The organism is Streptomyces sp. NBC_00286 (assembly GCF_036173125.1).
In the GTDB taxonomy this organism is placed as follows: domain Bacteria; phylum Actinomycetota; class Actinomycetes; order Streptomycetales; family Streptomycetaceae; genus Streptomyces.
The window spans coordinates 1-15,530 of record NZ_CP108054.1 but is presented as its reverse complement, the minus strand read 5'-3'; the positions used below and the strand labels follow the sequence as shown (position 1 = coordinate 15,530).

Annotated in this window: 16 protein-coding genes and 1 pseudogene; 5 read left to right on the top strand and 12 right to left on the bottom strand. The window is 68.1% G+C overall.

The features are described 5' to 3' along the window. Positions 1–8: 8 nt before the first annotated feature. Positions 9–1,406 carry a DNA-binding protein gene (locus tag OHT21_RS00085; RefSeq protein ID WP_328766000.1) on the bottom strand — a complete coding sequence of 466 codons (1,398 nt, stop codon included), beginning with the start codon at positions 1,404–1,406 and terminating at the stop codon, positions 9–11. Between the two features lie 428 nt (positions 1,407–1,834). Between OHT21_RS00085 and OHT21_RS00080 the strand changes: the two genes are divergently transcribed. From OHT21_RS00080 to OHT21_RS00070, 3 genes are all read left to right on the top strand, one after another. Beyond that, positions 1,835–2,089, top strand: coding sequence for a hypothetical protein (locus OHT21_RS00080; RefSeq protein ID WP_306504403.1), 255 nt, complete (start codon positions 1,835–1,837; stop codon positions 2,087–2,089). Then, entirely contained in the window at positions 2,086–2,610 is a 525-nt protein-coding gene (locus OHT21_RS00075) for an RNA polymerase sigma factor (RefSeq protein ID WP_279543638.1), read from the top strand. The genes OHT21_RS00080 and OHT21_RS00075 overlap by 4 nt, the downstream gene beginning before the upstream one ends. A 214-nt stretch (positions 2,611–2,824) precedes the next feature. Beyond that, complete coding sequence (locus OHT21_RS00070) at positions 2,825–3,244, top strand: hypothetical protein (RefSeq protein WP_328765996.1); 420 nt, start codon at positions 2,825–2,827, stop codon at positions 3,242–3,244. Between the two features lie 572 nt (positions 3,245–3,816). On the opposite strand, the gene OHT21_RS00065 is transcribed toward OHT21_RS00070, so the two are convergent. Continuing rightward, positions 3,817–4,050, bottom strand: coding sequence for a hypothetical protein (locus tag OHT21_RS00065; RefSeq protein ID WP_328765995.1), 234 nt, complete (start codon positions 4,048–4,050; stop codon positions 3,817–3,819). 47 nt (positions 4,051–4,097) lie between these two features. Further along, positions 4,098–4,382 carry a hypothetical protein gene (locus tag OHT21_RS00060; RefSeq protein ID WP_266082906.1) on the bottom strand — a complete coding sequence of 95 codons (285 nt, stop codon included), beginning with the start codon at positions 4,380–4,382 and terminating at the stop codon, positions 4,098–4,100. A 51-nt stretch (positions 4,383–4,433) separates the two neighbouring features. Between OHT21_RS00060 and OHT21_RS00055 the strand changes: the two genes are divergently transcribed. Beyond that, positions 4,434–5,459 (top strand): nucleotide kinase domain-containing protein, encoded by a 1,026-nt coding sequence (locus OHT21_RS00055; RefSeq protein WP_328765994.1) that lies wholly within the window; start codon positions 4,434–4,436, stop codon positions 5,457–5,459. Between the two features lie 8 nt (positions 5,460–5,467). Here OHT21_RS00055 and OHT21_RS00050 read toward each other — a convergent pair whose 3' ends face one another. From OHT21_RS00050 to OHT21_RS00035, 4 genes are read right to left on the bottom strand one after another with little or no spacing between them, the layout of a single operon-like run. Continuing rightward, the gene (locus tag OHT21_RS00050) at positions 5,468–6,256 is read right to left on the bottom strand and encodes a thymidylate synthase (protein ID WP_328765992.1); all 789 of its coding nucleotides are present in this window, start codon (positions 6,254–6,256) and stop codon (positions 5,468–5,470) included. A 52-nt stretch (positions 6,257–6,308) separates the two neighbouring features. Then, entirely contained in the window at positions 6,309–7,187 is an 879-nt protein-coding gene (locus OHT21_RS00045) for an ImmA/IrrE family metallo-endopeptidase (protein WP_328765991.1), read from the bottom strand. Further along, complete coding sequence (locus OHT21_RS00040) at positions 7,184–7,591, bottom strand: helix-turn-helix domain-containing protein (RefSeq protein ID WP_328765990.1); 408 nt, start codon at positions 7,589–7,591, stop codon at positions 7,184–7,186. Before OHT21_RS00040 ends, OHT21_RS00045 begins: the two co-directional genes overlap by 4 nt. Next, positions 7,588–7,872, bottom strand: a complete 285-nt coding sequence (locus OHT21_RS00035; RefSeq protein ID WP_244173642.1) for an acyl carrier protein — start codon at positions 7,870–7,872, stop codon at positions 7,588–7,590. Before OHT21_RS00035 ends, OHT21_RS00040 begins: the two co-directional genes overlap by 4 nt. Before the next feature lie 98 nt (positions 7,873–7,970). On the opposite strand from OHT21_RS00035, the gene OHT21_RS00030 reads away from it, so the two are divergent. Continuing rightward, complete coding sequence (locus tag OHT21_RS00030) at positions 7,971–8,849, top strand: nucleoside triphosphate pyrophosphohydrolase family protein (protein ID WP_328765989.1); 879 nt, start codon at positions 7,971–7,973, stop codon at positions 8,847–8,849. A 12-nt stretch (positions 8,850–8,861) separates the two neighbouring features. Here OHT21_RS00030 and lexA read toward each other — a convergent pair. From lexA to OHT21_RS00005, 5 genes and pseudogenes are all read right to left on the bottom strand, one after another. Continuing rightward, positions 8,862–9,260, bottom strand: a pseudogene (gene lexA / locus OHT21_RS00025) (transcriptional repressor LexA); the annotation flags it as partial. A gap of 55 nt (positions 9,261–9,315) precedes the next feature. Next, the gene (locus OHT21_RS00020; RefSeq protein WP_328765988.1) at positions 9,316–9,699 is read right to left on the bottom strand and encodes a hypothetical protein; all 384 of its coding nucleotides are present in this window, start codon (positions 9,697–9,699) and stop codon (positions 9,316–9,318) included. A 142-nt stretch (positions 9,700–9,841) separates the two neighbouring features. Continuing rightward, on the bottom strand, positions 9,842–10,399 hold the full coding sequence (gene tpg, locus OHT21_RS00015; protein WP_328765987.1) for a telomere-protecting terminal protein Tpg: 558 nt from the start codon (positions 10,397–10,399) through the stop codon (positions 9,842–9,844). A 5-nt stretch (positions 10,400–10,404) separates the two neighbouring features. After that, positions 10,405–12,504, bottom strand: a complete 2,100-nt coding sequence (gene tap / locus OHT21_RS00010; RefSeq protein WP_328765986.1) for a telomere-associated protein Tap — start codon at positions 12,502–12,504, stop codon at positions 10,405–10,407. A gap of 74 nt (positions 12,505–12,578) precedes the next feature. Then, positions 12,579–14,987: a DEAD/DEAH box helicase gene (locus OHT21_RS00005; RefSeq protein ID WP_328765985.1), complete on the bottom strand. Its 2,409-nt coding sequence runs from the start codon at positions 14,985–14,987 to the stop codon at positions 12,579–12,581. Between the last annotated feature and the right edge of the window lie 543 nt (positions 14,988–15,530).

The following is a 15,530-nucleotide window of genomic DNA, read 5'->3' as shown; positions in this document are numbered from 1 at the left end:
ACCGGCGCCTATCCGTCGCCCGCGTCCTGGTAGGCCTTGAGCGCGTCCGCCAACGGGCCGGAGGGCAGCTTCGCCCACTGGGCCACATCCTGCGGCGGCACCCCGGCGTTCACGGCCGCCACGACAGTGTGCTGCAGGGCCTTCTCGAGCAGGGCGGCACTGTAGCTGAGGATGCGCAGCAGATGCTGGGCCACGTCCGCACTCGAACCGGTCTGCGCCCCGCGCAGCTGGATGAGCTGCTCCTGAGCGCCGTCGACGAGGCTGGTGATCTGGGCGCGCTGCTCGGCGGGCACGGCCGAGCGCCACATCGTCCCCGAGCCGGGCGCCTTCTTCTCCTTGCCCAGCACGCGCAGCTGTCCGGCCATGGTGGAGGGCTGGTTTTCCTGGCGCAGCCACCAGGGGTCGTTGTCGTATCCGGGCGGTCCGCCGGCGCCGCGGCGGATGCGGATGACGCTGCCCATCCAGGAGGTCAGCGGGCCGCCGTAGTCGGTCGCGGCCAGCGGCCCCAGCCAGTCCCGGTCCACCCGCTCGCCGAGCCGGCGGCAGAACATCCCGTCGGCGGGCAGCGCCCGTGGCCGCCCGGCGCCGCTGTCGAGCCATGCCAGCTGTGCCATGGCCGGGTCCAGCAGCGCGTCGGCGACGGCCACCACCTCGGGGAAGACGACCGCGTCCCGCCCCACGATCCGCCACCGCTCCAAGTCCGTCCCGGCGTTGCCGCCCGCGACCTGGTGCAGGCGCCGCGGCCAGATCGTCTCCCGCTCCCAGCTGAAGGCCTGCTCCCACCAGCGGGCCACCACCGCGTGCGCCAGCGCGAAAACCCGCCCCGGCTCTGCTCCTGCCCGCACCGCCCGCCGCGCCACCCCGGCCCACCGCCGCTGCGCAGCGGTCACTTCCGGCAGGTGCCGCACGTCCAGATGCTCAAGGGGCTGGTCGGCGTCCGCGTCCAGGAGCCACCTCCCGTGCCGGACACACACCCGCTCCCACCGGGGCGCGTATCGCACCGCCCGCACGACCGTCCCCGTACGCCGGGCCGCGCACAGGCGGCAGCCGAACGCCACCGGCCCCGCGACCGCGCCGCCGATCCGCCACGCCGCCGCCGGCACTCCGTCCTCCCTGTCGGGCAGCTTGGCACCCTCCTGTCCCCAGGACGGCAACGCCCGCGCCAACACGTCCTCCTCGACACCGCACACGGCTGTCAGTACCTGCCGTCCGGCCGCGTTCAGCAGCACCTCGGCGTCGGCCCGAGCGCCCCCGCCGTCGTGCCCAGGCTGGTAGTTGCGCCAGTGCCAGCAGGACCGCAACACCTTCGCTTCCAGCCCGTAGCGGCTCGCGATGCGGCAGATCAGCGACGAGGTCGTCTCTCCCTGCAGGGGAGCGATCCGCAGGAGGCCGGGGTAATGGGTCACTCCAGCACGGTCTCGTGTTCGCCGTCCCGGCGGGGGTTTTCGCAATGGATGCTCAGCAGATCGAGACCACCTCACCCCTGCCGACCGGAGCCGTCGCGATCAAAGCGCCCCTCAGCGGCCGCCCCGGTGCCGGCTCGTCTCGGAGCGCCAGACGCCCGCCCAGCCCGCGCGCCCCCCGGGGGGCCTGGAGTCGACGCGGATCCTTCCCATCTGCATCAATCTTCCAGCCCAGTCAACCCTGTGACCTGGGGAAACAGTGTGAGGGGCGGGTCGGCAGGGGGAGTTGGGAAAAATTCTTGCCGTCCGGCATCCGGATCTGGCCCTCCTGTGGCGTGTAAGAGATGAGGGCCCTGTGCCCTCGTCAACGAGTTCGTCACTACTGGAAGGCCTGGTCGATGACTTGGTCGTACTGGGTGGGAGCGGGCGGGGTGTCACTTCCCGTGCTGGTCCTGCTGTTCTTCGCGATGCGCCGCGCCAAGGGTGTCGTGGAGATGCTTGTGAAGGCGCACATCGAGACCCGGGCGGAGCGCGAGCAGCGCGCCACCATGGTTGCGATGGCGCAGTCCCTGCCCGACGGCGGCGCCGCGGCCCGCTTCGAGCAGGGACGGCCGGCGTGGCTGTTCCGCAAGGACGCAGCCGAGCCGGCAGGCCACCGGGCGATCGCCACGCGGGAGGCTGCGTGAGCGAGGCCGTCCCGGGAGCGGACTTCGAGTCCTTCGTCCTCGAGACCATCGAGGCGTTCTCCCGACTGGCCCAGGTCCAGGCAGGCGACTTGCACAGCGCCCAGGACGCTGTGCAGGACGTCTACCTGAACATGTACCGGCGGTGGGATTTCCTCACCGCCGGGCAGGGTTCCCTGACCGCCTACGGCCGCACCGCGGTGAAGCGGGCGGTCATCGACCAGTTCCGCCGAAACAAGCGGATGGTCATGGTTCCCGTCCATGAACTGCCCGAAAAGGAATCAGGCATCGGAGTCCCCGAAGCCGCCTACGAAATGATTAAGGAAGGCATCGACGAACTCATCGAAAGCCTCCCTGAACGGCAGCGCGAGGTCATCACCCTGTGCATTCTGCAGGACCTCAGCCCTGACGTGGTTGCACAGCGCCTCCAGATTAAGGAGGAGTCGGTGAAGCGCTACATCAAAGCCGCCGCCAACAACCTGAAGAAGTCCATCAACGATCACAGCGAGGAGGTAACCGTATGACGCACCTGTCCGCTTGGACGCACCACCCCGAGGAGCGGGGAGCCATCCGGCTCCTCGCCCTGTGGCTGCTGCTCGAAGGCTCTGAGCAGGCAGTTTCTAAGGGTTCTCGGATCGGCGAGAACCCTGTTCAGGCGGAGGGGGCCAGCCTTCGGGCTGGCCCCCGGCCCCCGCCCCCTGCCCGGAAACCCCCGGAAGCGGAAATCATCGACTCGGTGTGCGCCGTGAACTGCACTCTCTCCTGAAAAAGGAAATCGATGACTCCGCAACACCACAGGAAACACGTCGCGTAGCAGAGATCCTAGAGTTCCTGGACAGGGATGATGAAGCGCGAAGCTGGTGGAAAAAAGCAGCTCTCAAGGGTGATCAGGATGCATTGGACTATCTCCATGTCCTCGATGCCGAGAACGAAGAAAAGCTATCGGCATGCTGCGGGCGAGAGAGAGAACAAGCTGATGAAGCATTCCGTTCATTCGTGAGTGCATTCGCATGCTCACCTCTTCTCATTGCGGACAGGCTTGATTCCGCCTTGGGAGAAGCTGGCGTCCGAATGCCTGAGGGATCACAGAACCTGGTCCGCGAGATCGAGGACTTCCTGACCCACTTGGACCACACGACCGGCGGACCGCGGTGCTGACACGACAGCGCGTCACGCGTCCACACACAGGAGCGCATTTGTAGATCAGCTTCCATGAGGCCTTCACGCTAAGGCCAGACGACTCGTTGAGGTGGCGGCCCTCCCCGCGAACGCGGGGGTGGGCCGCCACTGCGTTGAGCCCAGCCGTCCGCAAAGAGTTTTGCGCGCCTGCCCCTTGGTTGATCGCAGGCCAATGCTTGGTGCCGGGGGGCCCGGAGGACATGGGGCGAGGACGCGCTTTCGTGGAGCGGCATCGACGTCGGGTTGCCCTTCGACTGTGGCTCCTGCGTCGCGATGAACTCGACGACTCCACCTTGCAAGAGCTTCGGGCGGCCCTCGGTCTCGCTATCTCCCTTCGCAGATCCTGGCGGATACCTGAAGACGCCGTACTTGAGTACCTGAGTGCGACACCCGCACAGACGCACAACAACCCGCACCGAGCATGAGCACACTGACCTCCGCCCCACAGACGCGAGTGACTCGCGTGAGGGGCGGCTAGCCAACAGTTTCTGCCGGGCTCTGTGAGTCGACTTACGGAGCCCGCCAGGGGGTGGTGCAGATGGTGGGGGTCGCTAGTCGGCTTTGAGGTCGCCGGTGGGGGTGATCTCGATGGTGCGTTTGAGCTTGTTGCCGTGTGTCCAGTCCAGGGCGCGGTCGTACTGGAGGCGTCCGACGACAATGCCGCGGGCGATATCGGCTTGACGGGCGAAGGGCTCGATTTTGGTGAACGGTGTGGGCCGCTGGGCGAGGCGCCGGTAGGCGGCGGCGTGTTCCGGTGGGCTGGGTTCCGAGGGTCGACTGAACAAGGCTAGAGGTCACCGCCCAACTTCAGCTGCGGAAAGCCCCCGCTGAGTCACTGTGTGCGCGTGGGGCCGGGGGTGCGGATGGTGGGGAGGTCGGGGCGTTCGTTGTCCGCGGCCAGGGCATCGGTGGGCAGCCGCCGGTAGGCGTGGAGGAGATCGGCTACGGCGTCGGGGCTCGCTTCGGCGGTGGCGACGAGTGCGGCCAGGATCTGGGAGCGGGAAGCCTGTTCGCCGGCGGCGACTGCGGCCCGCACGAGTATGTCCAGGCGCTGGTCGACGTCGTTGGGCCAGGTGACGAGTGTGTTGCGGCGGGGCTGCTGCCACAGCAGGTCCACGGTTCCCCCTTGTCCGTGCCAACTAGCCTGTATCAAATATATATTGAGTGCATGGTGACGCTGCTGCAAGGACGCCGGAGGCCGGAGGGCTCGGGGGCTGCTGCTGCGGCCGGGATCCGCATTGCGGGGCGGATACTGCACCCGACTCCCGTTTTCGACACGTACTGGCGTTTTGCTGCGGCACGTCAGGCGGTGTACGAGGCGCGGCTGTCCGGTGGGCGGGGGCCGTGGACGAGTGATCCGATCCTGTCGCGGTACCGGTTCACCAACTGCTACCGGGCCGCGGACCGGGTCAGCCAGGTCCTGATCGGTGACGTCATCTACGACGGCGAGCCGGAGTGGGAGGAGGTCTTCTTCCGCACCCTGCTGTTCAAGGTCTTCAACAAGGAGTCCACGTGGCGGCTGCTGACCGGTGAGCTGGGCGAGGTGCGGTGGGACGGGTACGACCACCGGGTCTTTGACCGGGTGCTGTCGCGGGCATTCGCGGCGGGGGAGCGGCTGTACTCGGCCGCCTACATCGTGCCGCCGCCGCAGCTGGGGGAGCAGCGCAAGCACCGCAATCATCTGCGGCTGCTGGAGATGATGATGACGTCCGGCGCCCCGGAGAAGGTCCTGGCGGCGTCAACGCTGCGGGATGCCTACGAAGTCCTGCTGGGCTATCCGGCCATCGGTCCGTTCCTGGCGTACCAGTTCGTGATCGACCTCAACTACGCGGCACAGATGCCGTTTTCGGAGATGGACTTCGTCGTGGCCGGGCCCGGCGCGAGGGACGGGATCCGCAAGTGCTTCGGTGTGGCCGCCGACGGCATCGAGGCCGATGTCATCCGGTACATGGCCGACACCCAGGACGAGCACTTCGCCCGCCTGGGCCTGGACTTTGCAGGGTTGCGTGGGCGTCCGCTGCAGTTGATCGACTGCCAGAACTTGTTCTGCGAGGTCGACAAGTACGCGCGCGTCGCCCACCCGGAGATCTCAGGGATCAGCGGCCGCAGCCGTATCAAGCAGACCTACCGCTCCTCGACGGCACCGGTGCCGGCCTGGTTCCCGCCCAAGTGGGGGATCAACGCGCCTTGCTGAGGTGGGTGTTATGCGGCCAGGGGCGGGGTGTCGCTCAGCAGCGGGCGTATGGCGGTGATCGGCCCGTCCAGGTGGGCGTGCCCGGCCACGACGGTCAGGGTTCCGACGGTCAGGTCGGCCTGGTCGGCGATGTAGGCGAGCAGCCTGCCCAGGCCTAGGTAGTTGCCGTAGGCCCGTTCGAACATGTAGTGGCTGCGGTACAGCGCGGCGGCGTGCACTCGGCCGTCACGGTCCAGCTGGAAGGAGACGTGGCTCAGGCAGGGGAAGCCGCGGTAGAGGTTGTCGCGGTCGGCGGCGTGCACGAGCAGCTCGGCCGGTACGTCGCCGTCGTCGGGGTGGGCGAGGTCCGTTTCATAGGCGGCGGTCATCGGCCCTTTGCCCGAGGCCTGCTTGCGCAGCCGGCTGATGATGTTGCCGACCTGGTCGATGTCGGTTTTTTTCGCGCCGGGGTAGGCGACTAGGCGGCCGAAGTAGGTGCCGTGCGCGTTGCCCGGGAACTTCTTCAGCCGCGGGTACATGGCGCGGTAGCGGGACACGAGGTCGGCGTGATCGGCGGCTCGGGCCGCGAGGCCGGCCGGGAAGAGGGTGCCGGCGACGGTGTCGATCGGCTCGTGCCGTTTGGCGGTGCGCAGCCGGTCCAGTTCCGTGCGGAAGCCGGTGTCGTCAGTGGTGGGGTCGGTGATGCGTACGACGGTGTGCAGGCCGGTGCGCGACGGGTTGTCCTTGCGGTCCAGGGCATTGCAGGCGGCGATCCAGGCGCGGGTGACGTCACGGCCGGTGACATCGAAGCTGATCATGAATCCTCCTGGCACGGTCGACGGGGTAAAAAGGAGTCCGGTGCGGCAGTGGTCAGTCCGGCCAGACGTCGTGCACACCGGCGCGGGGCGCGTCCCGCACCACCGTCAGCCGGACCGGCTCGTCCCAGTCGGCCGCCGACACCTCCAGCACGACCGGATCGCCCAGCTCGTCGGTCACCACGGCCGCCTGCTTTACATCCGTGCAGAGGGCCAGGCCCTTTGGCAGCGAGACGAACGCAGCTCCGGCGCTGCGGACGGTCAGCACGTCACCGACGTCGACGTGTATTTGCTGCCGATGGGATGACGTGGTGACGACATGGACCTGGGCTTCCGCAGACAGGGCCGCCCCGCCCGCCAGGGAACTGCGCAGTGCGGCCAGGGAGATCTTCGCCCACTGGCGAGCACGGTCGGCATCCAGCAGACGAAGGTTCTGCAGATGCCGCACGGTGCCCGCGTAGGAGGTGCCCAGCTCCCTTGCCAGCCGGTACACATGCTCCGGGCTGGTCGGCTGTCCCCGGCAGATTCGGTCGAGACCGGCCAGCACCGCCGGGCGCGGCATGAGGAACCATGCGGCGAACGCCTCCGCGGTCTTCTCCTCGTCCGGCCAGCTGCCGTTGCCCCACCGCAGCGCCGGGCTGAGGTCGTCGTCGGCCGCCGTACGGTGCCGCAACTGGTGGTGCCCGAGCTCGTGGGCCGCGGTGTGCCGCTGCGTGACGATGTTCAGATTGGCGTTGAGCAGCACGGCCGGCCCGTTGTCGGCGGGGGAGAGGTAGACGCCGAACAGGCGTGGCATCGGCTGCGCCATGCCGACTACTTCGGCTCTCTTCAATGCCTGGTGGACGGGTACGTAACGGGTGCGGTCGATGCCCAGATCACGGTGGGCCTGGGCAGCCGCGATCCCGGCGATGCGGTGCGCCACCGCCCAGTTCACTGCTGGCTGTCCTGTTCTGCGGAGTCTTCCTGCTCCTTCTCGGCCGCCCGCCGCAGCGAGAGGTACTCGGCGAACTCCATCACCGTCTTCTGGTCGCCGTCGGTCAACTGGGCCAGTGCGCGCGGCAGTCCAGCCAGGGCGTACTCGCCGGCGTCCGCATCCTCTTCCTCGGCAAGGAAGTAGGCGACCGGCTGCCGGTACAGGCGGGCGAGCTTCTTCAGCTCCAGGCTGTCCACACGCCGCTCGCCGCGCTCGATGTCGCTGATCGCCGAACGGGGGATGCCGGTGTTGTCGGAGACGAACTGTTGCGACATGTTGAGGTAGTCGCGGGTCTTCTTCAGCCGTTCGCCGAGCCGGGTGAGTTCGGGATCGCGGGCTCGGGCGTCGGAGGGTGGAGGGGTCACGATTGCTGCCTTTCGATGATGGCTTCCCGTACCGCGCGGGCGAACGCCTGCACGGACCGGGTGGCCTCGGCCGACTGGCGGTCGGCAGGAATGGCGATGGAGTAGCGCTCCTCAATGCGCGTGAGGATCTCCACGATCAGGAGCGAGTCGACCGGCAACTCCGCTCCGCCGTCCTCGAGTTCGGCCCTCACCTCGGGTGCGGGCTTCTCCTGCAGTTCGGCCAGGAACTCGATGACGACCGAGACGATGTCGTCGATGCCCGGTGTGACGGTGCTCAGCATTCCTCCCAATCGTCTGCATTTCCAACGTCGGTGTCCTACGATACGACAACGTCGAGTAATCCGACAGACATGTCCCAAGATCAGACAAGGAGTGAGGCGTGGACTTCCAGCGCTACCAGCAGGCCGCCGTCAAAACCCTCCAACCCCCCACCGAGGACACCGACCCCGTCCTCATCCCCCTACTCGGCCTCGCCGGCGAAGTCGGCTCCCTCACCACCGCCTACAAGAAACACCTGCGCGACGGGCCCGCCCATGAGCAGGGCAAGCATCAGTTACGCGAAGAACTCGGCGACGTTCTGTGGTACATAGCCGCCCTCGCCCACCGCTTCGACCTCGACCTCGACGACATCGCCACCGCCAGCCTGGAAAAGACCAAAGACCGCTGGCGCACCACCCCCGACACCGAACACACACGCTTCGACGACCACTTCCCCGACCACGAACGCCTCCCGCGCCAGACCACCCTCACCTTCACCCCCACCACCCGAGACGACGGCAGTACCGTCATCGTCCTCACCCGCGAAGACGGCACCCCCGCTGGCGATCCCCTCACCAGCGCCTCCCACATCGAAGACGACTACCGCTTCCACGACGCCTTCCACCTCGCCCACGCCGCCGTCCTCGGCTGGTCCCCCGTCACCCGCTTCCTCCTCGGCCGCAAACGAAAAAGCAGCCCCCACACCGACGAAGCCGAAGACGGCGGCCGCGCCATTGCCATCGAAGAAGGCATTTCCGCCCTCGTCTTCTCCTACGCCGCCCGCCACCGCTACTTCGACGACATCAAGCACATCGACAACGAACTACTCACCACCATCGGCCACATGACCGCCCACCTCGAAGTCAGCATCTGCCGCGCCGCCGACTGGGAGCACGCCATCCTCACCGGCTACACCGCATGGCGCCAGCTGCGCGAGCAGAACGGCGGCATCATCCACCTGGACCTCGACCAGCGCCTTCTCACCGTCGATCCGCTATAACCCAGGCCCGGCTCAGCCCGCCCGCACCACTGGCCCGCCGCGGCTGTTAGACGCGCCGTAGTACCGCCACCCCGTCGCGTCGTCGCCGGGGATCGGCTCGTACGCCGAGTTGTGCGGGAGGAGCCAGACATGGCCGTCCTCACGCTTGAAGCGCTTGACGGTGGCCTCGCCGTCGAGCGTGGCGGCGACGATGTCGCCGTTCTCCGCGACGGGCTGGCGGCGGACGGTGACCCAGTCTCCGTCGCAGATCGCGGCCTCGATCATCGAGTCACCGACGACCTTCAGCACAAACAGCTCACCGTCGCCGACGAGTTGGCGGGGGAGGGGGAACACGTCCTCGACCGATTCCTTGGCGAGGATCGGGCCACCGGCGGCGATCCGGCTGACGAGCGGGACGTATGACGCGGCCGGCGGGCTGCACGGAGGCGCCCTGGGCCTCTGTCGTGACGCTCATCCAGTCGGTCGGCTACGGAGCTTCCTTGCGGAAGAGAGACAGCAGGGTCCGGGCCGACAGGGCGCCCGGGTCGAAGAACTGCGTGGCCAGAGCGGGCGGCACCGCCGTTCCCTGCATGCGGACCTCGTGGCAGGTGAAGCAGAACGCCGCCTCGAACAACGCCAGATCGAGAGAGTCATCGTATGCCCGGACGCTCCAGCCCGGCGAGAAGCCGCAGCGGTGCTGTTCACTGCCGGGCAGGCTCTCGATCAAGGCCAGGGCGGCGTCGGCCTCGCTCCCGGCCCAGTGAGCAACCGCGGTGCCGGGGTACGGGACGTCCCGCCTGGTGGGGAGGGCGGAGATCCGTACGACCTCGATCAGCACGGTGGCGGTAACGGCTTCGGCGGGCAGCTGCATGAGCGCAGTCTGCCGGTCAGGTTCGGAGGCGGGTAAGGGCACAGACGCCTTCGGCAGGCGCAGGCCGGTCTCAGTTCGATCGACCCGATGCCATCCACTGCGGAAGCCGCACCGAGGCAGCCTCGGACGCGAAGATGAAAGATCAGTAGTCGAGGTCGAGGTAGTCGATGTCGTTGAGGGTGACGTCGGAGAGTCCCAGAGCGCGGCTGCCGCCGTCCTGGAAGTAGATCTCCTTGAGTCCTTCGGCGATGATCTGGCGCATCTGCTGGTCGCCGGCGCCGGTGTTGCGGGCGTCGAAGAGGCGCTGTGCGTACGCCGGGGGCAGGTGCACGGTCAGGCGGCGGAAGCGTCCGTCGTCGGTCGTGCCGACCGGTGCGGTGTACCCGAACCGGGCCCTCGTCTCTACGGTGATCCCGCCGGTGGTGGCGGCCTGTTTCTGTCGGCGTTTGCGGACCTGGGGCTGCCAGCGGGCCCGTACCGCGTCGTCGATCTTCGCGGCTACGTCGGGGCGGGCGTGCTTGCGGGCGCCGCGCCGGTAGCGGTTGACGGAGTCGGCGGTGACCCCGATCTCGCGTGCGACGGCCTTCGCGCTGCCCAACTGCCGGATCAGGTAGCCGATCTGCCCTTTGAGGGTCTTGGGCGGCTGGCGGGTGAAGCTCTCCCGGTTGGCCCGCTCGATGGCGTCCTCGATCTCTCCCACAGCGCCTACTCGCCTTCGTCCAGGACGGCGTCGCCGCCCTTGATGTGGCGGGCGGGGTTGTGGCCCTGTTCCATGAGGTCGACCGCCCACAGCATCGACTGGACGCCCTCGAGCTTCGCCAGGCCCGGCGTCGGCCCGAGGCGGAACCCGCCGGGCTGGGGCTTGCCGCTGGCGGCGTAGGGGAGGAAGTCGAGCGGGCTGTCGCCCGGGGAGGGGTAGACGACGCAGTCGGAGAGCACGGCGAGCGGATACAGGCCCGTCATGGTGGCCATGTTGCGCAGTTTGCGGTGCATGTTGATGCGGGCCTTGCTGATGACGGCGGCGCGGATGTCGGGGCGCCAGGTGGGGCGCTGGAGGGCCGGCCACCGCTCGCCCTCCTTGTACTTCTTGCCCTGGGGGCGCTCGCGGAGCTTGCCGATGCCGCCCTTGACGGTCGCCTTGATGGCCGCGAGGACGGCGGCCATCGCCGGGGCGGCGTCCTTGTGCCGTTCCATCGCCGCCAGGAACTTCGCGTCGCTCAGGTCTCGGGTGACGCCGAGGTCGGCGAGGGTGTCGACGTAGGCGGTCTTGAGCCGGTCGTGCCACGGGTCGAGGTAGGCGCCGGTCTCGCGGCGCAGGTACCCCTCGAGGGGCTGGACGTTGTAGCCGAGTTCCTGGGCGTAGGCGACGGTGTGCGTCTGGTACCAGGCCGGTCCCGTCGGCCGGGTGCCGTCCGGTGTGAACGGCGAGGGCAGGCGCGGGTCCACCTCGACGTGGGACAGATCCACCAGCCAGCTCCCGGGGATCTTCGGGTTGAAGGCCGGGGCGCGGAAGTGGTCTGGCTCCGACAGCCCGACGACCAGGCGGGCCGCGGCCGCGAGGAACGCCGTGTTCAGATCCAGGCCGACGGCGAAGGGCAGCACACACTCGTCATCGGTGAGCAGGTCCACCGGCCGCACCCACTGGTACGCCTCCTCGTTCAGGAACCCGCCGCTCCAGCCGCTGTTGACGACGACGGGGTGTTCGGCGGTGGCCTCCGGCGGGGCCGGGTCCATCGGCTCTGTGCCCAGCGAGCCGGGGTTGTGGCCGGGCACCCAGTTCCCCGTCTGCGGGTCCTGCACCGCGCGGGTGGGCGGGCGCAGCGCCGTCATCAGCTCCAGCCCGGACACGGCCGTCGAGCCGCGCGGGGTGATGACCCGCTGGGCATAGATGCCCAGGACGCGGGCGACGTCGGCCGGCTCCATCTCGCTCACGCCGGGCCAGGACCGCTCATCGAGCGCGTCCCACGACAGGACCGCCAGCTGCACGCACTGCCGCTCACGCCCCTGGACCTTGCGGTAGATCCTTGCCCACGGCCCGAACCCGCGCTGCGTGAGCCGCCACTTCGCCTTCACCACCTGCTTGACCACCGGGTGATCCTCGGGCAAGCGCAGGGAGCGGCGCTGCTCGTGGCCCTCCAGGCGCTCGGGCAGTCCGAGCTTCACGGCGGCCGCGGCGGTGAGCACGATCAGCGGGTCGCTGTCCTTGCCGTTGCGGTGCAGACGCGGCGCACCGAGCCCGGACTCGCGCAGCGTCCACTCCACCAGCTCCACCACGCTTGTCGCCGGGCAGTCGAGCACGATCCCGTCGACGCCGTACGCGGACCCGTCACCGTCCAGCACCGCGAGCGGACCATGCGGGAACCGCGGATCAGCTGCGGGCTGAGCCGCTTTCTTCGAGGCCGGACGGCGCGATGCCGCGGCCGACGGGGTGGCGGGACGGGCCGGCCCGGTGGCTGGAACGGTGGGAGCCTGCGGGGCGTCTGCCGTCTTCACCTCGGACGCGGCCGTTTCACTAGACGCCGCTGGCACCGGCGCGGCTGCCGAGACGGCACCGGGGGCCGGATACTTCGCCGCCCACCCGTTCAGCAGCCGCTGGTAGGCATCCAGCCGCGGTGACTTCGGCTCCGAGCGGCCGTTCTCCCAGTTCTTCACCGACTGGGTCGTCGTCTTCAACGCGGTGGCGAGGCGGGCCTGGGTGATGCCGGCAGCTTCACGCAGCCGGGCCCGCTCCGCCGGAGGCGGGAGGTGCGGCTCCTCGTTCAACAGAGCGTCGACAGACGCGAACAGCTCTTCCTCAGATGCCATTACCTGCACCTTCACGTCAGGACCAGATACTGCTTAACCAAAAACTTAGCCCACTCCTTAATCTAGCCCACCTCTTAACCCTCCCGTGCCCATTCCAATCCCAGCGCGGCGAGCGCGGCGAGTTTCTCAACGGTGAGCTTCGCGCGGCGTCCCTTCAGATTCATGATCCAGACTCCGAGCTTGACGGAATGCTCCTGGCCGTCGACCTCGACCGCCTCTACATGGGTTCTGGGGACGGTCACCGAGCCCGTACGAGCCTTGTACTGCGCCAGGGCCGCAACGCCGCGCTCGAAGGCGCTCATGGGCGTAGCGGGCGGCTTCGCGGGCGTCTCTGGCTTGGGGGCGATCGGCGTGATGCCGAGCTGCTCCAGGCGCTCGCGCTGCCCGTCCTGAAGGGCCTGCCAGACCTCCGGCTTGCGCTGCCGGGCCAGCCACTTCCCGATGTCCATGCCGTGGACCGTGAACCCGGGCAGCACCTCGGTCTCACCGGCCTGTCCGTCTTCGTCGGCCACCAGCTCGCGCAGCGCGGCGTAGTGCCGCTGCCACTCCGCCGGCCACACCGGGTTCCAGTCCTCGTCCACGGCCTCCAGCGCGGTCTTCCATTCGGGGTGTCCGTCCAGCGCACCGGGCCGTCGCAAATTCGCGAGCCACATCCCCAACGGCCTGTCCAGCATCGCTGCGGACCTGGGAGCGCAGAGTGTCCAGTGCTGGTCGTAGTAGGCCTTAGCGGCTTCCAGGTTCTCCTGGAAGCGTTCATCTGCCAGGGACCAGACCATGCCGAGTTGTTCGAGTCGCCGTGCGCGTTGGCCGCTCATCTGCCCGGCTGTATAGGCGCGTCGTTGCTCCGCGATCCATTGTCCAAGTGGTGTCGCGCCCTCGCGGTGTCCGTAGGGGACTCGGGCGTTCCCGACCCGTTCGACGTATGTCTTCAGCTTCGCCCAGGCGCGGGCCCAGTCCTGGCGTTCGGTGTCGATCACGTTGAAGCTGACCCAGTCCGCGACCATCACCGGGTCGCGTGGGGCGGCGAAACGGAGCAGCAGGCGGGATTCATCCTCGCCTTCCGCGGGCGCGACACCGATGTTCACGGACGGTTGGGCGACGTCCTTCTGAGGCTCCTGCGGAATCGCCAGCAACTCGACGGCCTCTTCATCATGAGCCCGCAGCCCTTCCAGGACTTTCACCAGGGGCCGGTAGGAGCCTGAGGTGAACATGTCCTCGGGCTGCTCTCCGGGCTGGAGAAACACCGGCACGATCAAAGAGGCGAGCTTGCCTTCTCCGGGCTTCTGGCGGAGTGCCCGGCCGATGGCCTGGACGATGTCGTGCGGCGCCCCCTTGGGGTCCAACAGGGCAACGGAGTCCACCGCGCGAATGTCGACGCCCTCGCCCAGGACCCGGCAGTTGGAGAGCACGGCCCGCTGCGCCGTGGACCCGAACGAGCCCAGGACTTCTTGCCGACGTTCGGGGACGTGCTCGCCACACAGCCAGTCCGCCCAGACCCGAGCCGGGTACATCTCCGGCTGGTCGGCGTGCAGCTTCGCGGCCACCCGCTCCAGGCCCTCCGCGTACGCCTGTGCCTCTATCGTCCGGTGGTGGAAGGTGATGCAGGTCTGGAGCCCGTGCTGCGCCATCGTGTGCAGGAGCGCGGCCTGGAGGGCTCCGAGGCGCTGCCCGCGGACCTCTTCCGTGTGCCGTTCCTCGCCCATCAGCCGCTCGGGCGTGACGACGGGGTCCTGGAGCTCCAGGACGATGATCTGATACCGCGCCAGTAGCCCGCGCGACACGGCCGACGCGAGCGAGAGCTTGTACAGGACGGGCCCGAAGACCTTCTCGTCATCCATGGACGCCGCCATCTTCCGCGGCAGCGGATCCCGCACCCCCTCAGCAACCTCCCGGTTGAGCCGCTCTTCCCAGATCCGCGGTGTGGCCGTCAGGTACAGCCGCCGATACGCCGGAATGACGGTCTGGTCGTGGATGTCCGCCCACGCCTTCCCCATCGAGCCACTTGTCCTGTGGGCCTCATCAACCACCGCGAGGTCTACTGGATCAAGCTTCTGACCGTAGACACCCTCGAACGCCTCCGCCAGGACGCCCAGGCTGGCGTACGTCGCGTAGATGGTCACCGGCCCCTGCCCGTGCCACAGCGCCAACTGGATCGGGTTCGTCGTGGAGCGCACCTTCAACGACCACAGCTCCGGATCGTCCTGAAGCGAACACACCGCAACCGCCGGCCCCTTGTGGCCGGCCTCGTGCCACGCCCTCACCGTCTGCGCCAGCAGATCCAACGTCGGCACCAGCACGAGCACACGCCCCCTGGGCACAAGCCGCCTCGCCGACGCCGCCGCCATAATCGTCTTCCCCGTCCCACACGCGGCGTGCACCTGCCCACGAAGACCATTCCAGGGAATACCACCCGGCGGAACATCAAGACCCCGCACAATGGCAGCAACGGCCTCGATCTGGTGATCACGCAGCTTCACGGCCATGCCCCGTGCTCTCCTTTTCGCGGAATGCAGCGCGTAATAGAAATGGAATCCAAGGCGCAAGGTGCGCGGCGGTAGGGTGTAGCATCTTATCCCAGACTCTACACAGCCAGGACTCGTGATGCATCACCCGCACACCAACTTCTGCGCCCGAGGATGACACCTGACTCAATCCCATCCACGAATGGCCGATTGCCCTGTATGCTGACAGGACGTTGGTGAACACGTTGGGACAGTCAGACGATGGGGGAGGGGTTCAGGGTGGAGCGCAGCGGAACCCGTCACTACAACGAGGCCGGCACCACCCCGTCAGTCCGTCAGTCCGACGGTCCGTCACATCCGTTACAGGGATAGTAGCTGGGAATCCCAAGCCCTACACAGACCCGCACGTGATGCACCCGCCCTTGCTGCCAGCCCCAGGAATCCCGCTTGCGGGAGTCCCTCAATTCGCGTTTACGCGAATTGACACGCATTCAGAATTCCGCTTGCGGAATTCGATTCCCGCGCTTGCGCGGGAATCTGGCGGAGCGTCAGCGGAGCCACTCT